The following is a 23,980-nucleotide window of genomic DNA, read 5'->3' as shown; positions in this document are numbered from 1 at the left end:
TGCCGAACAACAAAAAAGGATGTGCCTTACGCACATCCTTCGCAATAATTTGGCCGCTATTTTAGCGACTCTTTACCCGGTTGCCAAATAACCGTTCAGAGTATGATGGCCGCAAATACCGTCACCGCCAACAGTGACATGCAGAGTACAAACAATTCTCGTACCCGATCGCATTTGCCGGTAAACACCGGATCATGGTGGTGATGGTACTCTTTGCTTTTCAGGTAGTGATAAAGGCGCACCTGCTTGGTTACATTACCGTGAGTGGTAAAGAACCCCCGACCGTCGACTTGCTGATAGAGCAATGGATGCGCTTCGCGCATTATGTATATCAACGAGCGTAATGCGGTCAGATACCTGGCCATATTAACCGCAGTAATCAGCATCAAGGTGAATAGAATCGTATCGCCACTGTTCATCTTTTCCTCCCTACATCTTCCATCTCGCCCGGGAGAAAAAACCTTCACACCTGAAAGTCTTTCGGCAGAAAACTAACCAGCCGGGGCGTCCATAATGGAAGATGAACCTTCTTTCGCCATCGCTGCTAGATCTTTGTCGATAAAGAACAACGCTTTACCATCTTCACCCACCAGTTCTAGCTTATCTAAAATCCCTTTAAATAACTTCTCTTCCTCATGTTGCTCCGCAACGTACCACTGCAAGAAGTTGAATGTTGAGTAATCCTGGGAGGTAAAGGCAACATGAGCCAGCTTATTGATTTTCTCCGTAATCATCTGTTCGTGTTGGTAGGTTTCACGAAAAACCTCGCCCAAACTGGCAAACTCATGTTTTGGTGCGTCTATGGCTCCAAGTACCGGCATGGAACCTGTTTCACTCACATAAGTAAACAGACGCTGCATATGTTCCATTTCTTCTACTGCATGAGCGCGCAAAAATATTGCTGCACCTTCAAATCCTTTATCTTCACACCAAGCACTCATTTGTAAGTATAGATTGGATGAAAAAAATTCGAGGTTAATTTGCTCATTCAATTGATCAACCATCGCTTTTGCTAGCATCTGATACTCCTAAACTGATTGAATTGTCTGTTAATACTATAACACGTTCACCATCGTTATACTTTCTACTATCGATGTGGATATGAGATCACTTTGGCAAAACAGTCGACGGTGAAGTGCTACTCTTTGATCAGGAACCTGCAAGGAGATAGCACTATGAGTTATCAACACATCCTGGTTGCCGTCGATCTCTCCGACGACAGCAAAGTCTTAGTTGAAAAAGCCGTATCGCTGGCCAAAAAGCTCGATGCGGAAGTGTCTTTTATTCATATTGATGTCAACTACGCCGAACTTTATACCGGGCTGATTGATATTAATCTGGCAGAAACCCAACACCAGGCGATGGAAGCGTCGCAGAAACAGCTGCAGAGCTTTGCTGATCACGCCCAGTTCCCGATTAAGCACACGCTGGTCGGCAGTGGCGACCTGGGCAATGAGCTGTGCGATACCATCAGCGAGTTCAATATCGACCTGGTGGTTTGCGGCCATCACCAGGACTTCTGGAGCAAGCTGCTTTCTTCCACTCGTCAGCTGATTAACTGCACTCCGGTCGATATGCTGGTTGTGCCACTGAAAGACTGACCTTTGCGCTAAATTGGGCTAGACTGCAGCGATTCAATTTGTTGGAAAAGTGTTATGTTTTACCTGTCTGCAGTCACCCTACTTTGGGCATTTTCCTTTAGCCTGATCGGCGTCTATCTCGCCGGTCAGGTTGATTCCTGGTTCGCCGTGCTGATGCGCGTGGCATTGGCCAGCCTGGTATTTTTGCCGTTTCTAAAATTCCGTGGCGTCAGCAAGCGTCTGATCGGCCAGTTAATGGTGGTGGGCGGATTTCAGCTCGGACTGATGTACTGCTTTTACTATCAGTCGTTTCTGCTGCTGTCGGTGCCGGAAGTGCTGCTGTTTACCGTCTTTACTCCCCTGTACGTCACCCTGATTTACGACTGGCTAAAAGGCCGTTTCTCACCCTGGTACCTGGTCACCGCGTTTATCGCCGTTTTAGGCGCGGTGGTGATCAAATTTGCCGGCGTGAGCGACAACTTCCTACTGGGATTTTTAGTGGTGCAAGGTGCCAACCTCTGCTTCGCCATCGGTCAGGTAGGTTACAAATTCATCATGGAGAAGCAACAAGCAGACTTACCGCAACATAGCGTGTTTGGTTACTTCTACCTGGGTGCTCTGGTCGTGGCAACGCTGGCATTCTTGCTGCTTGGCAACAGTGACAAGTTGCCGACCAGTGGTTTGCAATGGTCGATTCTGGTCTATCTTGGCTTGATTGCATCCGGTCTGGGGTATTTTGCCTGGAACAAAGGGGCTTGCCAGGTCAATGCCGGCGCGCTGGCGGTAATGAACAACGCACTGGTGCCTGCCGGACTGCTGGTCAATATTCTGATCTGGAATCGAGATGTGGATTTGCTCAGGCTGGCGATCGGTGGTGCGATCATCATGCTGTCGCTATGGATTAATGAAACCTGGGTTAAACGCCGGGTCGAACGTCAGTATCAGACCGTGTAATACTTCTGTACTAAGTTATACCTGACCGCTAGTGCACCTGCGCGGCGGTCAGGTTTTGCTCCATCTGACCAGCAAGACTGACCTGCTGCAATGCCGCGAACTGCTTTTGTAGCTTGCGCTGTTTTTTGACCAACTTCTGCTGCTTTCGAACCAGCTTGGCCATTTTCTTATTCACCTTATGCTGTTTCTTCCGCTCTTTTTTACTCATTTTGCTGTGCGGTTGAGCTTCCAGCTGAACGGCTGTTGAAGACGCTACTTGCTCCGTCACTGCAGGGCTGGCGTGCAACCTTAGTTTGGGTTTCTCTGCTGGATGGCTGAGTGATACCGGCTTACATAGCTGGGACTTACTCGCAGCGGCACGCGCGCAGGAACGGCAAACAAACGCCGGAGCTGCGACGATACGTTCAATGTCAGCCAACTGGCTGACAATTTCCGCCCGGCGCCATTTACATAACTGTTTTGCCATACAACCGCCTTACCTTGTATCCAATATTCACCAAAGCGCGAATAACAATAATTCTTATTTAGATATATATCGAGTTGGCAGAATTAGCAATGCTTTAAGGCAGATAATCGCGCTATTGGCGCAGTTATTTCATCGCCGCAATAACATAGACATCAAAGCGATTCTTCTTGGTCTCTATTGCCATGGTCGGTTGTACGTCATCCAGCCAGGGCGCATAATCAGGCCGTTTGACCACAACCCGCTTGGTTGCCAGGGCCATCGCTGGCGCGAGCAGTGCGTCGGCATCCTGATCCGCGCCAACCAGGGACTGAAATACCCGCATCTCTTTTTTCACCAGCGCGGTTTTCTTTTTGTTCTCCGGATGCGGATACATGGGGTCGAGATAGATCACCTCTGGTCGCTGATAGTCCGGGTCGGCAGTAAGTTGTTGCAATGCATCCTGGCTGGTCGCATGCAACAGCGACATCCGCTCACTGACCCAGCCGCCGATTTCCGGATCCTGTTTGGCACGACTCAGGCCGTCTTCCAGCAGAGCAGCCACCACCGGGTTACGCTCAATCATCTGCACTTTGCAGCCCAGCGACGCCAGCACAAACGCATCACGGCCTAAACCGGCGGTCGCATCCAGCACACTGGGGGTACTGCCTTTGTTCAGCCCGGCCGCTTTTGCAATCGCCTGCCCTTTACCGCCGCCGAACTTACGTCGGTGTGCGGATGCCCCAGCCACCCAGTCGACATAAATCGCCCCCAGCTTGGGCTCATCCAGCTTTCTCAGCTCCAGTCGCTGCTCAGTAAGCAGCAAAGCAAACTGGCTATCCGGACAATGCGTCAGGTTCCAGCGCAGCGCGAGCTGTACAAGTTGAGGTTCTAAATGGCTGTGTTGGCAAAGCAGTTGAAGTTGCACCAGGGCTCCGGAGTTGAATTCGATCGGGCGTTCAGTGTAGCCGATTTTCGCCACGGGGAATATCTATCTGCTTCCGTGGCAAAGTTTATTGCGCTTACTGTTGGAATCAGGGGAACGAGTATGGATATAATTTGGCTGGTTACTATTCCAACACAGGTAGGGTCAATGCACAGCAATAAATTGGATGCACTCGACAAGTCGATTTTGAAAAAATTGATGGAAGATGCCCGTACGCCGTACGCAGAAATGGCCAAGCAGTTTGATGTCAGTCCGGCGACTATCCACGTCCGGATCGAAAAGATGAAATCTGCCGAAATTATCCAGGGCACCGAAGTGGTGGTCGACAGTAAAAAGCTCGGCTACGACGTCTGTTGCTTCATCGGTATTAACCTCAATGCCGCACGCGATTATCACTCAGCGCTACAAAAGCTCAACGCTCTGGAAGAAGTGGTAGAAGCCTACTACACCACTGGCGCTTACAATATTTTCGTTAAGCTGATGTGCCGGTCGATAGAAGAACTGCAACACGTACTGATCGATAAACTGCAGGCGATCGATGAAGTACAGTCAACCGAAACCCTGATCTCGTTGCAAAACCCCATCAATCGCAATGTGAACCCATAAAAAAGGCCGATCACCGGCCGTTTTTACTGTTTGTCACTGGCGAATCTGCTTATCGCTTTAAGTATTCCGCCAACTGGTCTGCACTAATACCCTGGGCAGCCAGTTGTTTGGCAAGATCTTGCACCTGCTCATCTTTGCGGGACTCGATCACCTGTTGAAATTGAAACACCAGGTCTCTAAGCATAGGTAACGGTACTTGCTTAGCAGCACTGCGAATTCGCTCGCCGCTCTGATTACCCAGTTCATTGAGTAATTTACCAAACATCAATTTTTCCGGAGCTTCTTCCATCTGCTCCAGCACGCGAGCCATTTCATAGGTTGTCATCGACATTGTCGTCAATCATCCACCGCTTATTTAGTCAAAGCTTAAATATACACCTGATACATCAGTAGATAAACAGATTATTTATCGGTCAGTTAGCTTTGGTTAGCTACCGGCTGATGCCACTGCTTACCAACACGGCTAAACAGGATGAACAAGGCCGGCGCCACCAGCAGCATCTGCAAGGCAATCATCATTTGTGGTTGCCACTGCAGACGTTGCAGAATCGCTACCAGTGCACCAGAGCCACTCATCTGGAACAGGCCAAGCAAGGCCGCTGCGGTACCGGCTTTATCACCAAACGGAGCCAGCGCTTTACCGGCTGCCGCGCCAAGTATCCAGGCAAAACCGACCGAGGACAGGAAGATAGGCAACATAAATGCCCACGGCGCGGCCACATCTGCCAGTAATAGCATCAACACACCAGCGAGCAGTATCGCCACCAGACCAATGACCAAAGTGGCACGGGTGCCCAGCTTGTCCATGCATTTCGGCGCAGTCAGACAGGCAATAATATTAATCACTGCGTTGATGCTGAACCAAAAAGTAAACTGGTTCATGGTCAGTCCGAGTTGTTCCATCAACACCACAGGGGCTGACGTCACGTATGCCAGAATAACCGCCATCGCCAGCATGCAGAGCGTCGCATGGAACAGAAAAGTCGGATTGGTCAGTACTTGCTGGTAACGTTGCAACCGGAATACCGGCTGTTGAGATGGTGCCGGATTGGTCTCGCGCAGTTTCATCACCAGCAGCAGGCCGACCACAATGGCAAAACCGGCCATAAAGCTGAAGTTCGCCCGCCAGCCAAATTGCTGGGTTAGCCAACTGCCCAAAATCGGCGCCATAGCGGGGATCAGGCAGATGGCACCATTGAGGTAGCTGATCATCTTGCCACTTTTTTCCGGGCCAAATAGATCGCGAACGATGGCAAAAGCCGCGACGGATGTAGCGCAGGCACCAAAGCCTTGTAACAGACGCGCCAACAACATCCAGTCGATAGTCTGGGCACCCCACGCCAATAAAGCGCTCAGACCATACAAGCTCACACCGGCTAATGCCACCATTCGCCGTCCATGTTTATCCGCCAGCGGGCCAGCAAATAGCTGCCCGAGCCCCATGGCGAACAAAAACCAGGTAATCGTATCTTGTGCCAGTGCATGTTCCACGTGGAACTGCTCAGAAATCAGCGGCAATGCCGGCAGATAAATATCAATCGCCAAAGGGCTGAATAATACCAGCAAGGTCAGTAGTACCAGCTGATACCGGCTGGTCGGTTGTGACGATAAATTGGTTGCAGAACGGGACACGCCACTCTCCTATCAAGATCAATTGCGCTAGTCTAATTGACTGGTGATATTATTAATAATGGCATATATTCATTGCTGATATTCTGCTTGGGAAATTCATATGAATATTGAACAGCTCGCCCGGCTGGATCTGAATTTGTTGGTCTGCTTAAACGTCCTGCTTGAAGAGCTGAACGTCACCCGCACGGCACAGCGATTGTGTCTGAGCCAATCCAGCGTCAGTAAGTCGCTGGCCAAACTGCGACTGTTGTTTGATGACCCGCTGTTTATTCGCAGCTCACACGGTTTAAGAGCCACGCCAAAAGCCATGCAGCTCAAGCCGAAACTGGCCGCCCTGGTCCACCAGCTGCAGCAACTGACCGAACCCGACCAGTTCAACCCCGCCAGCAGCGAGTACCGCTTCCATATTGCGGCGGTAGAAAGCGTTTACCCGCTGATCATGCCCTACTTTCTGCCTGCCATCTTTCAACAGGGCCCGAAACTGACCATCGCCACCCACTCCTGGGATGAGCAGACATTTAAACGCTTACAACTGGGGGAAATCGATCTCGGCATCACCGGCCGTGATATCGATATTCAGGATGCCAAGCTGACCATGTTCCCACCCGAAGACATCAACCAGCAGGAAATCTATCGCGACAGCCAGATGTGTCTGGTGAGACGCCATCACCCGGTGCTAAACCAGCCATGGGATTTGCAACGTTATCTGCAGCAGCGCCATGTCCAAGTGCGCTGCGACGGCAGTGACCGCTGGCTGCTGGACTACCGCCTGGCCGATCTCGGCCACCAGCGCGATATCGCCATCACGGTGCCGGATTTCAACAGTGCCGCCAGCTTATGCAGCTATACTGATTTTGTGTTTACCGCGCCGAGCCATTTTATCCAGTTTATCGCCCGGCAACTGGACCTGGTGCCATTGCCGCTGCCACTGGAATTTCCGCAAATGGCCTATACCCTGTTTTGGCACCGTGACAGAGCAAACGACCCGGCCCTTGGCTGGCTGCGACAGATCATAGAACAAAAAACCAGCCATCTTAGATAGTTTGCAGGCCAGCAGTAAAAGGAGTAGCTTATCCCACTGTTGATTCGTCGGAACAGACGAACGGTTACCGATACCCGAATAAAGATAAAGGAAATACAGATGCTGACCACGATTGAAAGCCGGCTTGAAGCAATTCGCCACTGGCTACAACAGCACGAGCTGGATGCACTTATCGTCCCCCATGAAGACGAATACCTGGGCGAATACGTTCCAGAGCAAAACGAACGCCTGCACTGGTTAACCGGCTTTACCGGCTCAGCCGGTGCCGCAGTGATCACCGCAACTCAGGCGGCGATATTTGTCGACGGCCGCTACACCGTCCAGGTGACGAAACAGGTGCCGGGCGACAGCTACCAGTATTGCCACCTGATTGAACAGCCGCCGCTAGAGTGGATTGTCGACCATTTGTCCGCCAGCGATAAAGTCGCCGTTGATCCTAAAATGCACAGCGCAGCGTGGTTCACCGGCGCTCAGGAAAAACTGGCCGCGAAAGTGCAGCTGGTTATCCTAGGCGAAAACCCGATTGATCAGCTCTGGCAGGATCGTCCTGAGGCCGAATTCACCCCGCTACGCTTGATGGATGTGGACAGCGTCGGTCAGTCCTGTCGCGACAAGCGCCAACAGATCGGCCAACTGATAGAAAAACAGGGCGCCGATTGCGCGGTACTCACGGCGCTAGATTCCATCTGCTGGCTGCTAAACGTTCGCGGTAGCGATGTTTCTCGCCTGCCGGTGGCGTTATCTCACGCCATTTTGCATCGTGATGGCAGCGTTGAATATTTTATTGATCCACAACGTATCCCGGCCGGTTTCGACCAGCATACCGGTCCGGGCGTCTCAGTCACCCACCCGGATCAGCTTGAAGCCAGCCTGGCGCGATTAAACGGCCAGAGCGTGTTAATCGACCCGGCCAACAGCAACGCCTGGTTCACCCTCACATTGCAAAATTCCGGTGCCAAAGTGATCAATAGCGCCGATCCATGCCTGATGCCTAAGGCGGCCAAAAACCCGGTTGAGATCGCTGGCATGAAAGCGTGTCATGTCCGGGATGGTGTGGCGATGGTCAAGTTTCTGCACTGGTTAGATAGCGAAGTGGCAGAAGGCAAACTGCACGACGAAGCCACCCTGGCGGACAAGCTGCAAAGCCTGCGTGAACTGGACCCAACCTTAGTTGATCTCAGTTTCGATACGATTTCCGCAGCGGGTTCCAACGCGGCCATGTGCCATTACAACCACCTCAACCAGGCTGAGCCTGGCAGACTCAGCCAGAACAGTCTGTATCTGGTGGATTCCGGCGGTCAGTACCTGGACGGCACCACAGACATCACCCGCACCATCGCCATCGGCCAGCCGAGCGAGGAGATGATTCACCAGTTCACCCTGGCGCTCAAAGGTCATATAGGCGTCGCTCGCGCCCGCTTCCCTGCCGGCACTCGCGGTTACCAGATTGATACCCTGGCAAGACAACATTTATGGGCTGAAGGTTATGATTATGACCACGGCACCGGGCACGGCGTAGGCCATTTCCTAAGCGTGCATGAAGGTCCGCAAAGCATATCTAAGCGACAGATCGATGTCCCGCTGGTGGCCGGTATGGTGTTGTCTAACGAACCGGGTTACTACCGCGCTGACAGCTTCGGTATTCGTATTGAAAACCTGGAACTGGTCACTGAAATTGCCACTCAGGGTGATTTCAATGTGCTAGGTTTTGAATCTCTGACCCGCTGCCCGATCGATGTTCGCGCCATTAATGTCAACATGCTGACCAAACCGGAACTCAGCTGGCTGAACGACTACCATCAAAAAGTATGGGATGAGGTGAGTCCGCTGGTGGAAGGTGAGGTGAAAGACTGGCTGCGCCAGGCCACTCAAGCCATCCGCCACGCCTAATTAAAAAACCACATATCTTCAATCCCTTAGCGTTAATCCGTTAAGGGATTTTTTGTATCCACTCATTCATCCCGCCATTTAAATACAACTCTAACGTTTTAATTTTTATTTACATTCCAATTACACACTAAACACCTGTTAAATATAGATTTAATTAACAAACCTGACCTATATGAACATTAATTGTTCAAAAAATTAATTTGAGATCTAATGATTATTTGGCTAACTTATATTTAACTAATCGTTCAATTAAAAATAATAGGGAGTGTTGATGCCGAAAGTTGGAATGCCCGATATACGCAAACCGCAGCTGGTTCAGGCCACCATGGCCGTTATCGAACGAGTAGGATTACACGCTGCCAGTATCGCCCTGATCAGCCGTGAAGCCGGCGTTTCTACCGGCATCATTAACCACTATTTTGGTGGTAAGCATGGCCTGCTGGAAGAAACGATGCGCGCAATTCTGCGTGAGCATTCGGTCACCGTGACACAGGCACTGACCAAATTGCCAAAACATCAGCATCAGGCCCGGATCAATGCCATCGTTAACGCCAACTTTGAAGGCTTTCAGGCCGAAAGCCAGGTGGTAAAAACCTGGTTGGCGTTCTGGACTTATTCGATGCACGACCCCCAGTTGCACCGTTTGCAGCGGGTCAATGAACAGCGCCTGCTCTCCCACCTTAAAATTGAACTTAATGCTCTTCTTCCCCGCCACCAGGCTCAACAGGTGGCCAACGGGATCGCCGCTCTGATCGATGGTATCTGGCTGCGAGGCGCGCTCAACCCGAACGGGATTGACGCACAGCAAGCCAGAGTATTAATCAACGACTACTTAGAATTACAACTGGCGCAGCAGGCGCTGACAAACAGCTAGGTCTTCAAATGGAAAATGCATCACTTTATATCGATGGCGCGTTGAAACACGCGTCGTCCGGGGAAACCTTTACCTCGTATAATCCGGCAACCGGTGAACCCCTTGCCATTTTAGGGCTGGCCAGCCCACAGGATGTCGAGGATGCGGTAGATTCTGCCAAGCGCGGCTTTGCGATCTGGTCGTCGATGTCTGCGGTAGAACGTAGCCGGATCCTGCTTAACGCGGTGGCGATACTGCGAGAACGCAACGACGAACTGGCACAGCTTGAAGTACTCGATACCGGCAAACCGATTCAGGAAGCGAACTGTGTCGATATCGCCACCGGTGCCGACGTAATCGAATATTTCGCCGGTCTTGCGCCCGCCCTACAGGGCGAACAGCAACCGCTGTCCACCAGTCAGTTCTTCTACACCCGCAAAGAGCCGCTTGGCGTCTGTGCCGGTATCGGCGCCTGGAACTACCCGATTCAAATTGCGATGTGGAAATCAGCACCGGCACTGGCAGCCGGTAATGCAATGATCTTCAAACCGTCAGAAGAGACGCCATTAACAGCGCTTAAACTGGCGGAGATCTTTACCGAAGCTGGCCTGCCGGACGGTGTATTCAACGTGGTTCAGGGTGATGGCCGCGTCGGCCAGATGCTGACCGCCCACCCCGACATTGCCAAGGTTTCTTTTACCGGTGAAACCGGAACCGGCCAGAATGTAATGGCCGACAGCGCCCGGACGCTGAAATCCGTCACCATGGAGCTGGGCGGCAAGTCGCCGCTGCTGGTGTTTGAAGATGCCAAGCTCGAGCAGGCGGTTTCAGCCGCAATGACTGCCAACTTCTACACTCAGGGCGAAGTATGTACTAACGGTACCCGCGTCTTTGTCCATGAAAGTCTCTACGATGACTTCGTTGATCAGCTTAAATCCCGCAGCGAACAACTGATCGTCGGCGATCCGCAGGATCCAAGCACCCAAATCGGCGCACTGATTTCCCGTGACCATATGGACAAGGTACTGGCCGCCATCAGCAGCGCTAAATCCAGTGGTGCTACGCTGCTGACCGGTGGTTATCAGGTAACTGACAACGGCCTGGATAAAGGTAACTTTGTCGCGCCCACCGTGTTTATCGACTGTCACGACGAGATGAGCTTTGTTCAGCAGGAAATCTTCGGCCCGGTGATGGCGGTGCTTAAGTTCAGCGATGAACAGAAAGTCATTGAACGCGCCAACAACACCCACTACGGCCTGGCTGCCGGTGTATTTACCCAGAATTTGTCCCGTGCCCACCGCGTTATCCACCAGCTACAGGCAGGCATTTGCTGGATCAACACCTGGGGGGACTCACCGGCCCCGATGCCGGTCGGCGGTTACAAACTCTCCGGCGTCGGTCGTGAAAACGGCATCGAAACGCTTAGCCATTACACCCAGACCAAGAGTGTGCTGGTGGAACTGGACGATTTTGTCGGTCCCTATGCCTAAGGAGTCAGCATGAAACAACACTTTGACTACATCATTATCGGCGCAGGTTCGGCAGGTTGTGTACTGGCCGATCGCCTGACCGAAAGCGGTGAACATTCGGTGCTGCTGCTGGAAGCCGGTGGCAGTGATAAAAGTATCTTCATTCAGATGCCTACCGCGCTTTCTTATCCGATGAACAGCGACAAGTACGCCTGGCAGTTTGAATCGCTGCCAGAACCAGGCCTCGATGGCCGCGCCCTGCACTGCCCGCGCGGTAAAGTGCTCGGCGGCAGTTCATCGATTAACGGTATGGTCTATGTTCGTGGCCACGCCTGTGATTTTGATGAGTGGCAGCAGCACGGCGCTCACGGCTGGGATTACGCTTCCTGTCTGCCCTATTTCAAACGCGCCGAAAGCTGGAGCGGTGGTGCTGACCAGTACCGCGGCGGTGACGGGCCACTGGCGACCTGCAACGGGAACGATATGAGGCTCAACCCGCTCTATCAGGCCTTTATTGATGCCGGACAACAGGCGGGCTACCCGGCAACCCAAGACTACAACGGCTACCAGCAGGAGGGCTTCGGTCCCATGCACATGACGGTAGATAAAGGGGTACGCGCTTCAACTGCCAACGCCTATCTGCGCCGCGCACTAAAACGTTCCAACCTGACGTTGTTCAAAGGCGTACTGACCCGCAAAGTCGTCCTGGAGGACAAACGTGCTATTGGCGTCGAGTTTGAGCGCAACGGTCAGGTTCAGGTTGCGTTTGCCAATCGCGAAGTGGTTTCCAGCGCCGGCTCAATCGGCTCACCGCAACTGCTGCAACTGTCTGGGATCGGCCCGCGCGAAGTACTGGAAAACGCCGGGGTCGAGTTGCAACACGAACTGCCCGGGGTGGGTGAAAACCTGCAGGATCACCTGGAGATTTATTTCCAGTATCGCTGCAATCAGGCGATCACCCTCAACAGTAAGCTGGGTTTGCTCAGTAAAGGCATGATCGGTGCCGAATGGATACTAACCAAACGTGGCTTGGGTGCGACCAACCATTTTGAATCCTGTGGATTTATTCGTTCCCGTGCCGGCCTCAAATGGCCCAACATTCAATATCACTTCTTACCAGCTGCCATGCGGTATGATGGCCAGACGGCATTCGACGGGCACGGTTTCCAGGTCCATGTCGGGCCGAACAAACCCCTCAGTCGCGGCCGCGTCTGGATTCGTTCCAGTGATCCGAAACAGAAACCGGCGATTTTGTTCCGTTACCTTTCACAGCCGCAGGATATTCAGGACTGGCGCGACTGTATTCGCCTGACCCGGGAGATTCTGGCTCAACCGGCACTGGACGACTATCGCGGCGCTGAAATTCAACCCGGTATTCAGGTCAGCAGCGATGCTGAGATTGATGCCTGGGTAAAGCAGAACGTAGAGAGTGCCTATCACCCGTCGTGCAGCTGCAAAATGGGCGCTGACGACGATCCAATGGCCGTGCTGGATAGTGCTTGTCGCGTACGTGGCATTGACAATCTTCGCGTCGTTGATTCATCCATCTTTCCCACCATACCAAACGGTAACTTAAACGCGCCGACCATTATGGTCGCTGAACGCGCCGCAGATCTGTTACTCGATAGAGCACCACTAGCACCTGAACAGGTGCCGGTGTGGATTGCTCCGCAGTGGCAGGACCAACAAAGAGCAACGACGCCACAACGGGCGCTGGATACTCAACTCTCTGTGGAAATGATAACTAAATAAGGAAATACCCATGCGTAAAGTCATTACCTTCACCGCAGCCACGCTGCTGTCACTCAACGCTTATGCCAACAGCTGTAACACCGTCCGTTTTGCCGATGTCGGCTGGACAGACATCACCGCAACCACCGCAGTCGCCAGTGAGCTACTGCAGGGGCTGGGCTATCAGACCAAAACCGATCTGTTGTCGGTACCGGTGACCTATTCTTCAATGGCCAATGGTGACATCGATGTTTTCCTCGGTAACTGGATGCCGACCATGGAAGGCGACATAGCCAAATACCGCGAAGCCGGTACGGTGGAAACGCTGCGCGCCAATCTGGAAGGCGCTAAGTACACCCTGGCCGTACCTAAGTACGTTTATGACGCTGGCGTAAAATCGTTCGCGGATCTGGCCAAATTTGCCGACAAGTTTAATAACCGTATCTACGGTATTGAACCGGGTAACGATGGTAATCGCCTGATTCAGACCATGATCGATAACAACGCGTTTGATCTGAAATCGTTCAATCTGGTCGAGTCGAGCGAGGCCGGTATGGTTTCTCAGGTCAAGCGTGCCGTGCGCCGCAAGCAGTGGATAGCCTTCCTGGGCTGGGCTCCGCACCCAATGAACAGCAACGTAGCAATGGAATACCTCAGTGGCGGCGATGACTACTTTGGTCCGAACTATGGCGGTGCCAACGTTTATACCAACGTACGTCAGGATTACGTATCTCAGTGTCCAAATGTCGGCCAGCTGTTAAACAACCTCTCGTTCAGCCTGGAAATGGAAAACACGCTGATGGAAGCGATCCTCAATCAGGGTCAGCAACCATCACAAGCGGCCAAAACCTGGCTGCGTGAACACCCGGAAGTCGTTTCGAAATGGCTGAGCAAGGTGACAACACTGAAAGGTCAGCCTGCCGAACAAGCCATCAAAGACTACCTCAATTCAGACGTTTAACCAGCACAGGGTGGAGCCCGGCTCCACCCGACTTAAGGAACTCATCCCATTATGATTAGCGATCACAAAATACCGTTGGGCCATTGGATGGAGACCGGCGTTGACTGGCTGACCCTGAATGCATCCGGTTTTTTCGACACTATTTCATTGTTGCTCGAAAGCACCATTATGCTGCTAGTCGATCTGTTTAAATGGTTTCCGCCCGCGGTTCCCATTGTCGTCACTGCCGCTCTCGCCTGGTGGCTGCACCGCAGTCTGTCGCTGGTGATTTTTATCATCGCTGCACTGCTGCTGATCCTCAACCTAGGATACTGGCAGGAAATGCTGGAAACTTTTGTTTTGGTTTTTGCCGCGACAACGATTTCCGTATTAATTGGCGTCCCCCTGGGTATCATGGCGGCACACCGGCCGTGGTTATATACCGTGATGCGTCCGATCCTCGACCTGATGCAAACCGTACCGACCTTTGTCTACCTGATCCCAACGCTGGTGCTGTTTGGTCTCGGTATCGTTCCGGGTCTGATTTCCACCATTATCTTTGCCATCGCCGCCCCGATCCGCCTCACCTATCTGGGTATCACCCGGGTTCCGGAAGAGCTGATAGAAGCCGGTAAAGCCTTTGGTGCCAGCAAGATGAAGCTACTGTTTAAAGTGGAATTGCCCGCCGCCCTGCCGAGCATTATGGCCGGTGTCACTCAGTGCATTATGTTATCACTGTCGATGGTAGTGATCGCCGCTCTGGTCGGTGCCGACGGTTTGGGTAAACCGGTTATCCGCGCACTGAACACGGTTAACATTTCGCAGGGATTTGAAGCCGGTTTAGCTATAGTGTTGGTCGCCATTATTCTCGACCGTCTGTGTAAAGCTCCCAACAGCAAAGAGGTGTCCTAATGAACGCGATCAGCATTGAAAACCTGGATGTGGTATTTGGCAACCATCCAGACCCTGCACTGGCACTGCTGGATCAAGGTCAGAGTCGTCAGCAGATTATTGACCAGACCGGCTTGGTGGTGGGCGTCGATAACGTCAGCCTGGATGTCAAACAAGGTGAAATCTGCGTATTGATGGGCTTATCCGGGTCCGGCAAATCCAGCCTGCTGCGCGCCGTCAACGGCCTCAACCCGATCAGTCGCGGTTCATTGAAGATTCAAGATGGCGATCAGAGTGTCGACTTAGCCCAATGTGATGAGCCGACTCTGCGTCACCTGCGCACCAACAAAGTATCCATGGTGTTCCAGAAGTTTGCCTTGATGCCCTGGCTGACGGTGCTGGACAATGTTGCGTTCGGTCTTGAAATGCAGGGTATCGGCAAAACGGAACGCCGCCGTCGGGCACGCGAAAAACTGGCCATGGTCGGTCTGTCCGAATGGGAGAGCAAATTTCCTCACGAGTTATCCGGTGGCATGCAGCAGCGCGTTGGCCTTGCCCGTGCTTTTGCTATGGACAGTGATATTTTACTTATGGACGAACCGTTTTCGGCGCTCGATCCACTGATCCGCAACCAGCTACAGGATGAGCTGCTGCTCCTGCAAAAACAGCTCAATAAAACCATCATCTTCGTCAGCCATGATCTGGACGAAGCGCTAAAGATTGGCTCACGCATCGCCATTATGGAATCGGGTAAACTGATCCAGTACGGCAAAGCCGAAGACATCGTCCTGACACCAAAAACTCAGTATGTTCAGGACTTCGTTGCGCACACCAACCCACTCAATGTTCTCAAAGGCCGTTCGCTGATGAACAGCTGTGATGACCTGACCCAGGCCAACGGCCGCTGGCAGATCTGTCAACAGGCCAATGTCTGGGTTGAGCAACATGAACAGCAGTGGCGGGTATCGGGTGATAGTGCACTAAAATTGGTGGAATGGCATGCCGGTATGCGCTACCAGCAACTTGACCAACAGTCGCTAGTCATTGCCAGTCCGGATATTGATATGCGAGACGCGATTGAAATTCGCTACCATACTGGTAATCCGATCCTGCTGATGGAAGATAATCGCTTGGTTGGCACTCTAAGCGACCACGATTTCTATCATGCGCTGCTGGGTAAGTACCATCAATCACAGGCGGCATAAGCGCGCGATTTATGACATAACAAAGGCGACCTTAGGTCGCCTTTCTATTTGTGTTTCACGTGAAACATTAGCGCGGCTTAGCCGGAGTATACTGAATGCCAGTCGTGCCAAACCGCTTCGAGCCCCCGGGCTTTAATGGCTTGTTCCACTTGCCAGGCAGGACGTTCATCGCTGATCGCGAATTGCTCTAACTCGGCTTTCGGATCCGCATAACCGCCAGGCTGGGTTTTCGATGCCGCCGACATACTGGTAATCCCTAGCATAGCCACGTTATCACGAAACTCGGGCGTTTCGCGAGTGGACAGCGACAGCTCAACTTCTGAGTTCAGCAGACGGAATGCGCAAATCAGCTGTACCAGCTGCTTATCACTCATTACCGATTTCGGTTGTAGTGCCCCCTCGCACGGTCTAAGGCGTGGAAACGATATCGAGTAGCGAGACTGCCAGTAAGTTTTTTCCAGATAGTCCAGATGCGCGGCAAGATAAAAGCAGTCTGTACGCCAGTCTTCCAAACCTATCAAGGCACCCAGACCGATTTTATCGATGCCCGCTTTTGCCAATCGGTCAGGTGTTTCAAGGCGAAACTCAAAATCCATTTTGTTTCCACGCAGGTGGTGCAGCGCATATGTCGAAGGATGATACGTTTCCTGGTACACCATCACCGCATCCAGGCCGAGTGTTTTCAGTTCTGCGTACTCGTCCTGATTAAGCGGTTGTACTTCCATCGCCAAGTAGTGAAACGACTGCTTGATAAGCGGCAGCATCTGGCGAAAATAGTTCATGCCCACTTTGGTTTCATGCTCACCGGTCACCAACAGAACGTTATCAAATTTCATCTGCTTGATAGCGGCGATCTCCAGCTCTACCTCTGGCTGAGTCAGTGTCTTGCGCTTGATGCGATTCTCCATCGAAAAGCCGCAATAAGTGCAGGCATTGGCGCACAGATTTGACAGATAAAGCGGTATGTAGAACGACATGGTATTACCAAAACGACGGCGAGTAGCCTGATAAGAAAGCTGAGCCATCTGTTCAAGATACGCTTCTGCCGCCGGAGAGATCAGCGCTTTAAAATCTTCCAGATCGCGTTTGCTTTTGGCAAGTGCGCGTTCGACATCAAGTGTCGTTTTGCTATATAGCGACAACTTGATGTCATCCCAGTTCAACTGGTTGAATCGTGACACAAAGCTCATGACTAACCTTCCAGAAATGCTGTAAACGGACTCGACGCTTCGGCCTGTTGATGCCGATCTGCCAATCCGGACACATAGGCCATACGCCCGGCTTCGACCGCCAGTTTAAATGCCTTCGCCATCGAGACAGGGTCGCGCGCGGTGGCAATGGCAGTATTAACCAGCACCGCGTCCGCGCCTATTTCCATCGCTAACGCCGCATCAGATGGTGCGCCGATACCGGCATCGACAATCACCGGTACGTTGGACTGATTTATGATGATTTCCAGAAACGTTTTCGAGCTGAGTCCCTGGTTGGTCCCGATCGGTGAACCGAGTGGCATCACCGCCGCACAACCGACATCTTCGAGTCGTTTACACAGCACAGGATCGGCGTGACAATACGGCAGGACGGTAAAGCCATCTTTAACCAACTGCTCAGCAGCTTTCAGGGTTTCGATCGGATCCGGCATCAGATACTTGGGATCTGGATGAATTTCTAATTTCAGCCAGGTGGTTCCCAGCGCTTCGCGGGCAAGATGGGCGGCGAATATCGCGTCGCGAGCTGTTTTGGCACCAGAGGTGTTTGGCAGTAAGTGGATCCCTGCCGCGATCAGCGGGGCCAGAATATCATCATCACGTTCCGCCAAATCAACCCGCTTCAGCGCCATGGTCACCAGTTCAGATTCACAACTACCAATCGCCGCTTCCATGACCTGTCGATTGGCAAACTTTCCGGTCCCGGTCAAAAGTCGGGAATTAAAATTTCTATCAGCTATTGTCAACATCGTGCTCAGCCTCCTGCTATCGCCTGAAAAAGAGAAATATGGTCGCCGTCACTAAGCTTGGTTTGCTGCCATAGACCACGTGGGATCACCTGATCGTTAATCGCAAACACACAACCTTGAACAGGGAGTTGTAGCTGGGTTTGGACCAAAGCCAGAGTACTGTCGGTATTTGTGCTATACGCTTGGCCGTTGATATACACCGTAATGGTCATAGAGTCCCCTCCTCGGCTTTGGATAGTGAGTGGCAGCAGATCGGGCATTCCGGGTCGGCCAGTATTCGCCACTTTTGCCACTGCATGTTCAATGCGTTAAAACGCATCAGCTGATGGGACTGAAAGGTCGACAACCCGAGCAACCATTGCATCGCCATCAGGGCTTGCATATTGCCAATCGTGCCGACCACAGGCCCCATCACGCCCATGTCAGTGCAGCGGCCTGGGGTTGGCGTTACCTCATCCGGCACCAAGCAGCGATAACAGCCCAGCTGATGAGTCTTAAAGTCAAAAGCCATTAACTGCCCTTCCCAGCCGATTGCCGAACCTGAGATCAGCGGTATCCGCGCAGCCGAACAGACTTCATTGACTTGGTGACGAGTGGTTAGATTGTCACTGCAGTCGAGCACGATATCCGCCTGCGCGACTTCCAGCGTCAGTAAGGTTTTATCCATCCTTCGCTGAACCGTGCGTACCCGGCAATCCGGATTGATTGCGGCCAGCGTTTCCGCCAGCGCGGCCACCTTAGGCTGTGCGATCTGGTTGGTTCGGTACGCCAACTGCCGATGCAAATTGGACAAATCGACCCTATCGTCATCGGCTACCACAAGGCGCCCGGTTCCGGCGGCCGCCAGATACAGCGCCGCTGCGGCTCCTAACCCACCGCAGCCAACAATCAGAACCCGGCTGTTGAGTAACGTGGCCTGCCCAGGTTCGCCGATCTCTTTGAGCGCAACCTGACGTTGGTAGCGCTGAAATTGCTTATCCGACAGCATGGCAGTCCTCCGGCTGATTGCGCTTTGCCTGCACTGAATGTTGCAGCAGGTTTTGCTGCAATGTCTTTACTGCACTGCCAACATCATCGGCCTGAGTAATGGCACGTACGACGGCAATACTAGTCACGCCACATTTCAGCACTTCTGCTGCATTCGTTGCGTCGATACCGCCGATCGCAACACTGGGAACCCCATGTGATTCTCCATAAGGCATTGAATCCAGCAGTTGCTGATAGAGTGCCAGGCGAACCAGCCCTTGAGGTTTGGAAGGCATTTGTTTGGTAGTAGTCGGAAAAATATGGCCGAGCGCAATATAGCTCGGTGCCAACTGGTGAATGCGCAACAGTTCATAGTAGCCGTGGGTAGACAAACCAAGCCTAACGTTATGCTGCAACAGCGCACTCAGACTGGCCGTCTGCAGATCCTCCTGACCTAGATGCACGCCATACGCACCGTGCTGAACCGCAAGTTGCCAATAGTCATTAATAAAAACCTGGGCACCATATTGTTTGCCAAGGCGTATTGCTTCAATGATCTGCTGTTCTAGATCGGCTCGCAGCGGGTCTTTAATGCGCAATTGAATAGTGGTAATGCCCAGCGGCAGCAGTTGCGCTATCCAGCGCACATCATCGACTACCGGATAGACGCCCAGAGAGTCTGGCGTCAAGGTCGCAAACGGCGCGATACCACTCTGGGCTTGCGGTTGTGGAAAATACTGATAGTCATGGGGCCATGTTTCACGTGAAACATTCAGCGCAGCGCGGCTCAGCACTAACGCATCTTCGAGAGGAAAATCGAGGCATAGGGACGAAAGCACCCAAGCGAGATGACGCCAACACTGCGTACTATCAAGCTCAGTAACATTCAGCAGTCGACGCGGTTCACTGTCATGATGCCAACAGTCAATCAAGCTGCCGGCAAACCGATCACCAATGAAAACCCAACCGGCATCAGGCTGTACTTGGTTAGCGCAGCTAGATGCAGATCCATAGTGCAACACCCGGTCGACGTCGGGCGCAAAGGTGTTAAACAGGTTACTGGACAAACTGAGAGTCGTGTCGCCAACAAGTTGCAGGAAAGGAGTTGGGCTGACGCCCAACTCAATATCTCCTATCGCAAAACCTTGTTGCTCGGCGAGTAAAAGCACCCGCTGCACTTCTCCCGTCAGCTCAATACACTGAGATGGGATAAGTAGTTTCACGATTTACTCCTCAGTGGCAGTCTCAGCAGAGGCCACTACCGGGTGATATAGCTCAGAGCCGGAGTCCAGAAACTCCTGCGATTTTTGCCGCATACCCTCTAGTGGATCGTCCAGCATCTTGACCTGAATGGCCTGCTCTTCAGCAGCCATTCCGCTATTGGCATAGGTGCGACGCACTTCCTGCGATATTTTCATCGAGCAGAATTTTGGCCCGCACATTGAACAGAAGTGGGCAACTTTACCCGACTCCTGAGGCAGGGTTTCATCGTGAAATGCCCGTGCCGTCACCGGGTCGAGCGACAGATTAAACTGGTCTTCCCAGCGGAATTCAAAGCGGGCTTTAGACAAGGCGTTATCGCGGATCTGTGCCCCCGGATGACCTTTTGCCAGATCCGCCGCATGTGCCGCGAGCTTGTAGGTAATCAGCCCGGTCTTGACATCTTCTTTATTTGGCAGACCCAGATGCTCTTTCGGCGTGACATAACAGAGCATCGCACAGCCAAACCAGCCGATCATCGCCGCGCCAATACCGGAGGTAATGTGATCGTAGCCCGGCGCGACATCTGTGGTCAGCGGGCCTAAGGTATAAAATGGCGCTTCGTGACAATGTTCTAGCTGCTCATCCATATTGGCTTTAATCATGTGCATCGGTACATGCCCAGGACCTTCAATCATCACCTGTACGTCATATTCCCAGGCCACTTTGGTCAGTTCCCCCAAGGTTCTCAGTTCAGCGAACTGGGCTTCGTCGTTGGCATCAGCAATCGAGCCCGGACGCAAACCATCGCCCAACGACAGCGCAACATCGTACTTAGCGCAGATTTCACAGATTTCACGAAAGTGGCTATAGAGGAAGTTTTCCTGATGATGGGCCAGGCACCATTTCGCGATGATAGAGCCACCACGCGAAACAATACCGGTGACCCGTTTTGCCGTCATCGGCACGTAGCGCAGCAGCAGACCGGCATGAATGGTAAAGTAGTCTACTCCCTGCTCTGCCTGCTCTAACAGGGTATCGCGCATCACTTCCCAAGTGAGGTTTTCCGCAATACCATTCACTTTTTCCAGCGCCTGATACATAGGCACGGTTCCGATCGGCACCGGGCTGTTGCGCAGAATCCACTCACGCGTTTCGTGTATGTTGCGCCCGGTCGACAAGTCCATCACGGTATCGCCGCCCCAACGGGTGGCCCACACCAGTTTCTCGACCTCTTCTTCAATCGAAGAACTGACCGAAGAGTTGCCGATATTGGCATTGACCTTAACCAGAAAGTTGCGGCCGATGATCATAGGCTCAGATTCCGGGTGATTGATATTGCACGGAATGATTGCCCGACCTTCAGCCACTTCCTGACGGACAAACTCTGGCGTGATGTCTTTTGGCAGGTTAGCACCAAAGTTCTGACCAGGATGCTGGCGGTTGAGTTGTTCATCCTGATAACGGCGACGCCCCATATTTTCACGCAGTGCAATGTATTCCATTTCCGGAGTAATAATGCCCTGGCGGGCATAATGCAGCTGAGTCACCCGTCGACCGGCTTTGGCTCGGCGAATCACTGGCAGGTTACCATAGCGCAAGTCGTCCAGAGTATGGTCGGCCAGACGCTCGCGTGCGTATTCGGAGCTCATGCCACCGAGAATCTCCGTATCAGCACGTTCAGTCACCCACTGCTCACGTAGCTTAGGCAGTCCCTGATACAGATCTATCGTGTAGTCGGGGTCAGTGTATACACCGGAAGTATCGTACACACAAACCGGCTCATTAGCTTCATAGACAGGCGCTTCTTTAGTGCCACCAATCAGGCTGTCAGCCAGTGAGATTTCACGCATTGGCACGCGAATATCGTCTCTAGAGCCAGTAATGTAGGCTTTCTTTGAATTGGGATACGGCTGTACAGAAAGAGTTTCAATAAACTGTTTGGCTTCCAGCCTTGATTGTTTGCGATTCGACATAGCATTTTCCTTGGTTAGGATTCTAGGGATAAATGCTTGGCGGAAAGATGCTACAAGAGGGGATCAGACAGATCTGGGAGCTGTAGATGTGACGATCCACAGATCGCCAGAGATTGTCTTCTCTTGTTCCCTTCGCAGGTTCTAACCTGATCAGGTTCAAAGGGTATCCGTCAACGCGGATTCTCAGTCGTCCTGGGACGACACCCCCAACGATGGAGGCACCTTATTCGGCTTAGATGGGAAAGTCAACAGGCCAAGCAAAAGGGGAGCATCCAGGTACAACCTGCTCCGCCTTTTGATGCGACCGGATGGGCTCTATTTCAGACCGTTGAAGGACCCGGTGCTTATGAAATTGCTCAGCAGCTCACGCACCTGGTCCGCCTGATCCCGGCGCACCATGAGCCGCATGCCCAGGGCATGGTAGAAGTAAGGGGCCACATGCTCCCCCTGGAGATAATAGGTCACGCCCTCGGCATCCAGGAGGGATCTGAGAAACACACGGTCGGCCGGACTGTGGGTTTCCAAAATGAACTCAAATTCATGATCGTCGCCGTGATCCATGGGCCATTACTCTGCCGTTCCCTGTTCCGCCTTTCGGGGCTGCCTGAACGGTTTCCAGTACCAGGTTTTGATCTGTTTGTAAGCTCGGGGCAATCTCTCCTTCGAGGTTTCCATCAGCGCATATAGCGTGGGCACCACCACCAAGGTCAGCAAGGTGGCCACCAGCAGGCCGAAAATCACCACCGAGGCCATGGAGCGCCACCACAGGGTGGATTCGCTGGCCCAGGAAATCGCCAGCTTGTGGAAATCGTAGGAGACGCCGGTGACCATGGGCAGCAGGCCCAGAATGGTTGTGATGGCCGTCAGCATGACCGGCCGCAGGCGCGTGGCGCCGGCGGCCACCACGGCTTCGGCCAGGGCCATGCCGCGTTCCCGCAGCTTGTTGGTGTAGTCGATGAGCACGATGGCGTTGTTGACCACCACACCGGCCAGGGAAAAAACGCCTACACCGGACATGATGATACCGAAGGGCGAGCGCAGCACAAACAGGCCCACGAAGGCGCCCCCCAGGGAGAGGATCACCGAGGTCAGGATGATCAATGGCTGGCTGATCGAATTGAACAGGGAGACCAGTATCAGGAAGATGAGCAGGACAGCCACCACGAAGGCCTTGCCGAGGAAGGCCTCTGACTCTTTCTGGAACTCGTTCTCACCGGTGAACTTGAGCTGGTAGCCGGCCGGCAGGGGAAAATCGGCCAGCAGGGCTTCGGCCTCCTGTCGGGCCTGGGCCGCCGGTTTTTTGGCCTCCTCCACGTCGGCCTTGACGGTTACCACCCGGTCGTGGTTGATGCGCACGATGTCGCCCACGCTACCGGCATAGTCGATGGCGGCCAGAGTGGTCAAGGGCACAAGAGTGCCGCCGGGGGTGGGGATCATCAGCTTCCGGAGCACATCGGTGACTTTGCGGTCCTGCTCGGCCAGGGTGACCACGATGTCGTAGTCCTCGTCTCCTTCGTAAAAGGTGGAGACATCCAGACCGTTATAGGCGGTTTTCAGGGCCGCACCGATCTGGTTGGTGGTCAGGTCATAGAGGGCCGCTTTCTGGCGGTCGATGCGCACCCGCACCGAGGGCAGGCTGCCCACGAAGTCGTCGCGCACATCCTCCACGTGGGGGATCTTTTCCACCACGGCGCGGACCT

25 protein-coding genes and 1 riboswitch are annotated in these 23,980 nt (G+C 52.9%); of the genes, 11 read left to right on the top strand and 14 right to left on the bottom strand.

Going from position 1 to position 23,980, the window contains the following annotated elements:
• Nucleotides 1-95 precede the first annotated feature (95 nt).
• Complete coding sequence (uspB, locus tag ACQY6F_RS09715) at nt 96-419, bottom strand: universal stress protein UspB (protein WP_428773980.1); 324 nt, start codon at nt 417-419, stop codon at nt 96-98.
• Nucleotides 420-491: 72 nt separating this feature from the next.
• Nucleotides 492-1,019 carry a non-heme ferritin gene (gene ftnA / locus ACQY6F_RS09710; protein ID WP_428773979.1) on the bottom strand — a complete coding sequence of 176 codons (528 nt, stop codon included), beginning with the start codon at nt 1,017-1,019 and terminating at the stop codon, nt 492-494.
• 156 nt (nt 1,020-1,175) lie between these two features.
• Here ftnA and uspA point away from each other — a divergent pair, with 156 nt between their 5' ends.
• A complete protein-coding gene (gene uspA / locus ACQY6F_RS09705; RefSeq protein ID WP_428773978.1) occupies nt 1,176-1,601 on the top strand; it encodes a universal stress protein UspA in 426 nt (141 codons plus the stop codon).
• 54 nt (nt 1,602-1,655) lie between these two features.
• Nucleotides 1,656-2,534, top strand: a complete 879-nt coding sequence (locus ACQY6F_RS09700) for a carboxylate/amino acid/amine transporter (RefSeq protein WP_428773977.1) — start codon at nt 1,656-1,658, stop codon at nt 2,532-2,534.
• 28 nt (nt 2,535-2,562) lie between these two features.
• Here ACQY6F_RS09700 and ACQY6F_RS09695 read toward each other — a convergent pair whose 3' ends face one another.
• A complete protein-coding gene (locus ACQY6F_RS09695) occupies nt 2,563-3,000 on the bottom strand; it encodes a hypothetical protein (RefSeq protein ID WP_428773975.1) in 438 nt (145 codons plus the stop codon).
• Between the two features lie 124 nt (nt 3,001-3,124).
• Nucleotides 3,125-3,904, bottom strand: a complete 780-nt coding sequence (locus ACQY6F_RS09690; RefSeq protein ID WP_428774007.1) for a class I SAM-dependent methyltransferase — start codon at nt 3,902-3,904, stop codon at nt 3,125-3,127.
• 165 nt (nt 3,905-4,069) lie between these two features.
• Here ACQY6F_RS09690 and asnC point away from each other — a divergent pair, with 165 nt between their 5' ends.
• Entirely contained in the window at nt 4,070-4,528 is a 459-nt protein-coding gene (gene asnC / locus ACQY6F_RS09685; RefSeq protein ID WP_428774005.1) for a transcriptional regulator AsnC, read from the top strand.
• Between the two features lie 49 nt (nt 4,529-4,577).
• On the opposite strand, the gene ACQY6F_RS09680 is transcribed toward asnC, so the two are convergent.
• Entirely contained in the window at nt 4,578-4,859 is a 282-nt protein-coding gene (locus tag ACQY6F_RS09680) for a hypothetical protein (protein ID WP_428773974.1), read from the bottom strand.
• 86 nt (nt 4,860-4,945) lie between these two features.
• Nucleotides 4,946-6,160, bottom strand: a complete 1,215-nt coding sequence (locus ACQY6F_RS09675; protein WP_428773973.1) for a multidrug effflux MFS transporter — start codon at nt 6,158-6,160, stop codon at nt 4,946-4,948.
• Between the two features lie 100 nt (nt 6,161-6,260).
• On the opposite strand from ACQY6F_RS09675, the gene ACQY6F_RS09670 reads away from it, so the two are divergent.
• From ACQY6F_RS09670 to choV, 8 genes are all read left to right on the top strand, one after another.
• Nucleotides 6,261-7,202, top strand: coding sequence for a LysR family transcriptional regulator (locus tag ACQY6F_RS09670; RefSeq protein ID WP_428773971.1), 942 nt, complete (start codon nt 6,261-6,263; stop codon nt 7,200-7,202).
• A gap of 99 nt (nt 7,203-7,301) precedes the next feature.
• On the top strand, nt 7,302-9,092 hold the full coding sequence (locus ACQY6F_RS09665) for an aminopeptidase P family protein (protein ID WP_428773970.1): 1,791 nt from the start codon (nt 7,302-7,304) through the stop codon (nt 9,090-9,092).
• 271 nt (nt 9,093-9,363) lie between these two features.
• A complete protein-coding gene (gene betI, locus ACQY6F_RS09660; RefSeq protein ID WP_428773968.1) occupies nt 9,364-9,966 on the top strand; it encodes a transcriptional regulator BetI in 603 nt (200 codons plus the stop codon).
• 8 nt (nt 9,967-9,974) lie between these two features.
• Nucleotides 9,975-11,435, top strand: a complete 1,461-nt coding sequence (gene betB / locus ACQY6F_RS09655) for a betaine-aldehyde dehydrogenase (protein WP_428773966.1) — start codon at nt 9,975-9,977, stop codon at nt 11,433-11,435.
• A gap of 9 nt (nt 11,436-11,444) precedes the next feature.
• On the top strand, nt 11,445-13,166 hold the full coding sequence (gene betA, locus ACQY6F_RS09650) for a choline dehydrogenase (RefSeq protein ID WP_428773965.1): 1,722 nt from the start codon (nt 11,445-11,447) through the stop codon (nt 13,164-13,166).
• Nucleotides 13,167-13,176: 10 nt separating this feature from the next.
• Nucleotides 13,177-14,106 carry a choline ABC transporter substrate-binding protein gene (locus ACQY6F_RS09645; RefSeq protein WP_428773964.1) on the top strand — a complete coding sequence of 310 codons (930 nt, stop codon included), beginning with the start codon at nt 13,177-13,179 and terminating at the stop codon, nt 14,104-14,106.
• A 51-nt stretch (nt 14,107-14,157) separates the two neighbouring features.
• Entirely contained in the window at nt 14,158-14,997 is an 840-nt protein-coding gene (gene choW / locus ACQY6F_RS09640; RefSeq protein ID WP_428773962.1) for a choline ABC transporter permease subunit, read from the top strand.
• Nucleotides 14,997-16,181: a choline ABC transporter ATP-binding protein gene (choV, locus tag ACQY6F_RS09635; RefSeq protein ID WP_428773960.1), complete on the top strand. Its 1,185-nt coding sequence runs from the start codon at nt 14,997-14,999 to the stop codon at nt 16,179-16,181. Before choW ends, choV begins: the two co-directional genes overlap by 1 nt.
• A gap of 77 nt (nt 16,182-16,258) precedes the next feature.
• Here the strand turns inward: choV and thiH are convergent, their stop codons facing one another.
• The 8 genes from thiH to ACQY6F_RS09595 form a co-directional block, all read right to left on the bottom strand.
• Nucleotides 16,259-17,371, bottom strand: coding sequence for a 2-iminoacetate synthase ThiH (gene thiH / locus ACQY6F_RS09630; protein WP_428773958.1), 1,113 nt, complete (start codon nt 17,369-17,371; stop codon nt 16,259-16,261).
• Between the two features lie 2 nt (nt 17,372-17,373).
• Entirely contained in the window at nt 17,374-18,138 is a 765-nt protein-coding gene (locus ACQY6F_RS09625; RefSeq protein WP_428773957.1) for a thiazole synthase, read from the bottom strand.
• Nucleotides 18,139-18,143: 5 nt separating this feature from the next.
• Nucleotides 18,144-18,350: a sulfur carrier protein ThiS gene (gene thiS, locus ACQY6F_RS09620; protein WP_428773956.1), complete on the bottom strand. Its 207-nt coding sequence runs from the start codon at nt 18,348-18,350 to the stop codon at nt 18,144-18,146.
• Nucleotides 18,347-19,126 carry a HesA/MoeB/ThiF family protein gene (locus ACQY6F_RS09615; protein ID WP_428773955.1) on the bottom strand — a complete coding sequence of 260 codons (780 nt, stop codon included), beginning with the start codon at nt 19,124-19,126 and terminating at the stop codon, nt 18,347-18,349. Before ACQY6F_RS09615 ends, thiS begins: the two co-directional genes overlap by 4 nt.
• Nucleotides 19,113-20,327 (bottom strand): thiamine phosphate synthase, encoded by a 1,215-nt coding sequence (locus ACQY6F_RS09610; protein ID WP_428773953.1) that lies wholly within the window; start codon nt 20,325-20,327, stop codon nt 19,113-19,115. The genes ACQY6F_RS09615 and ACQY6F_RS09610 overlap by 14 nt, the downstream gene beginning before the upstream one ends.
• A 3-nt stretch (nt 20,328-20,330) precedes the next feature.
• Nucleotides 20,331-22,280 (bottom strand): phosphomethylpyrimidine synthase ThiC, encoded by a 1,950-nt coding sequence (thiC, locus tag ACQY6F_RS09605; RefSeq protein WP_428773952.1) that lies wholly within the window; start codon nt 22,278-22,280, stop codon nt 20,331-20,333.
• Nucleotides 22,281-22,389: 109 nt separating this feature from the next.
• Nucleotides 22,390-22,498: riboswitch (TPP riboswitch) on the bottom strand.
• A gap of 97 nt (nt 22,499-22,595) precedes the next feature.
• On the bottom strand, nt 22,596-22,841 hold the full coding sequence (locus ACQY6F_RS09600; RefSeq protein ID WP_428773950.1) for a hypothetical protein: 246 nt from the start codon (nt 22,839-22,841) through the stop codon (nt 22,596-22,598).
• A 6-nt stretch (nt 22,842-22,847) separates the two neighbouring features.
• On the bottom strand, nt 22,848-23,980 hold a 1,133-nt coding region (locus ACQY6F_RS09595), incomplete at its 5' end, for an efflux RND transporter permease subunit (protein ID WP_428773949.1).

This window comes from Vibrio sp. (assembly GCF_050299255.1).
Classification (GTDB): domain Bacteria; phylum Pseudomonadota; class Gammaproteobacteria; order Enterobacterales; family Vibrionaceae; genus Vibrio.
The sequence above is the reverse complement of the archived record's forward strand: the minus strand, read 5'-3'. Positions and strand labels throughout refer to the sequence as shown.

What these genes read in the sequence shown, in the direction of transcription:
- choV (WP_428773960.1), top strand. Translation starts at nt 14,997, where the DNA reads ATGAACGCGATCAGCATTGAAAACCTGGATGTGGTATTTGGCAACCAT.
- betA (WP_428773965.1), top strand. Translation starts at nt 11,445, where the DNA reads ATGAAACAACACTTTGACTACATCATTATCGGCGCAGGTTCGGCAGGT.
- ACQY6F_RS09645 (WP_428773964.1), top strand. Translation starts at nt 13,177, where the DNA reads ATGCGTAAAGTCATTACCTTCACCGCAGCCACGCTGCTGTCACTCAAC.
- ACQY6F_RS09625 (WP_428773957.1), bottom strand. Translation starts at nt 18,138, where the DNA reads ATGTTGACAATAGCTGATAGAAATTTTAATTCCCGACTTTTGACCGGG.
- asnC (WP_428774005.1), top strand. Translation starts at nt 4,070, where the DNA reads ATGCACAGCAATAAATTGGATGCACTCGACAAGTCGATTTTGAAAAAA.
- ACQY6F_RS09700 (WP_428773977.1), top strand. Translation starts at nt 1,656, where the DNA reads ATGTTTTACCTGTCTGCAGTCACCCTACTTTGGGCATTTTCCTTTAGC.
- betB (WP_428773966.1), top strand. Translation starts at nt 9,975, where the DNA reads ATGGAAAATGCATCACTTTATATCGATGGCGCGTTGAAACACGCGTCG.
- thiH (WP_428773958.1), bottom strand. Translation starts at nt 17,371, where the DNA reads ATGAGCTTTGTGTCACGATTCAACCAGTTGAACTGGGATGACATCAAG.
- uspB (WP_428773980.1), bottom strand. Translation starts at nt 419, where the DNA reads ATGAACAGTGGCGATACGATTCTATTCACCTTGATGCTGATTACTGCG.
- ACQY6F_RS09680 (WP_428773974.1), bottom strand. Translation starts at nt 4,859, where the DNA reads ATGTCGATGACAACCTATGAAATGGCTCGCGTGCTGGAGCAGATGGAA.
- ftnA (WP_428773979.1), bottom strand. Translation starts at nt 1,019, where the DNA reads ATGCTAGCAAAAGCGATGGTTGATCAATTGAATGAGCAAATTAACCTC.
- ACQY6F_RS09695 (WP_428773975.1), bottom strand. Translation starts at nt 3,000, where the DNA reads ATGGCAAAACAGTTATGTAAATGGCGCCGGGCGGAAATTGTCAGCCAG.
- ACQY6F_RS09670 (WP_428773971.1), top strand. Translation starts at nt 6,261, where the DNA reads ATGAATATTGAACAGCTCGCCCGGCTGGATCTGAATTTGTTGGTCTGC.
- choW (WP_428773962.1), top strand. Translation starts at nt 14,158, where the DNA reads ATGATTAGCGATCACAAAATACCGTTGGGCCATTGGATGGAGACCGGC.
- betI (WP_428773968.1), top strand. Translation starts at nt 9,364, where the DNA reads ATGCCGAAAGTTGGAATGCCCGATATACGCAAACCGCAGCTGGTTCAG.
- thiC (WP_428773952.1), bottom strand. Translation starts at nt 22,280, where the DNA reads ATGTCGAATCGCAAACAATCAAGGCTGGAAGCCAAACAGTTTATTGAA.
- thiS (WP_428773956.1), bottom strand. Translation starts at nt 18,350, where the DNA reads ATGACCATTACGGTGTATATCAACGGCCAAGCGTATAGCACAAATACC.
- ACQY6F_RS09615 (WP_428773955.1), bottom strand. Translation starts at nt 19,126, where the DNA reads ATGCTGTCGGATAAGCAATTTCAGCGCTACCAACGTCAGGTTGCGCTC.
- uspA (WP_428773978.1), top strand. Translation starts at nt 1,176, where the DNA reads ATGAGTTATCAACACATCCTGGTTGCCGTCGATCTCTCCGACGACAGC.
- ACQY6F_RS09665 (WP_428773970.1), top strand. Translation starts at nt 7,302, where the DNA reads ATGCTGACCACGATTGAAAGCCGGCTTGAAGCAATTCGCCACTGGCTA.
- ACQY6F_RS09600 (WP_428773950.1), bottom strand. Translation starts at nt 22,841, where the DNA reads ATGGATCACGGCGACGATCATGAATTTGAGTTCATTTTGGAAACCCAC.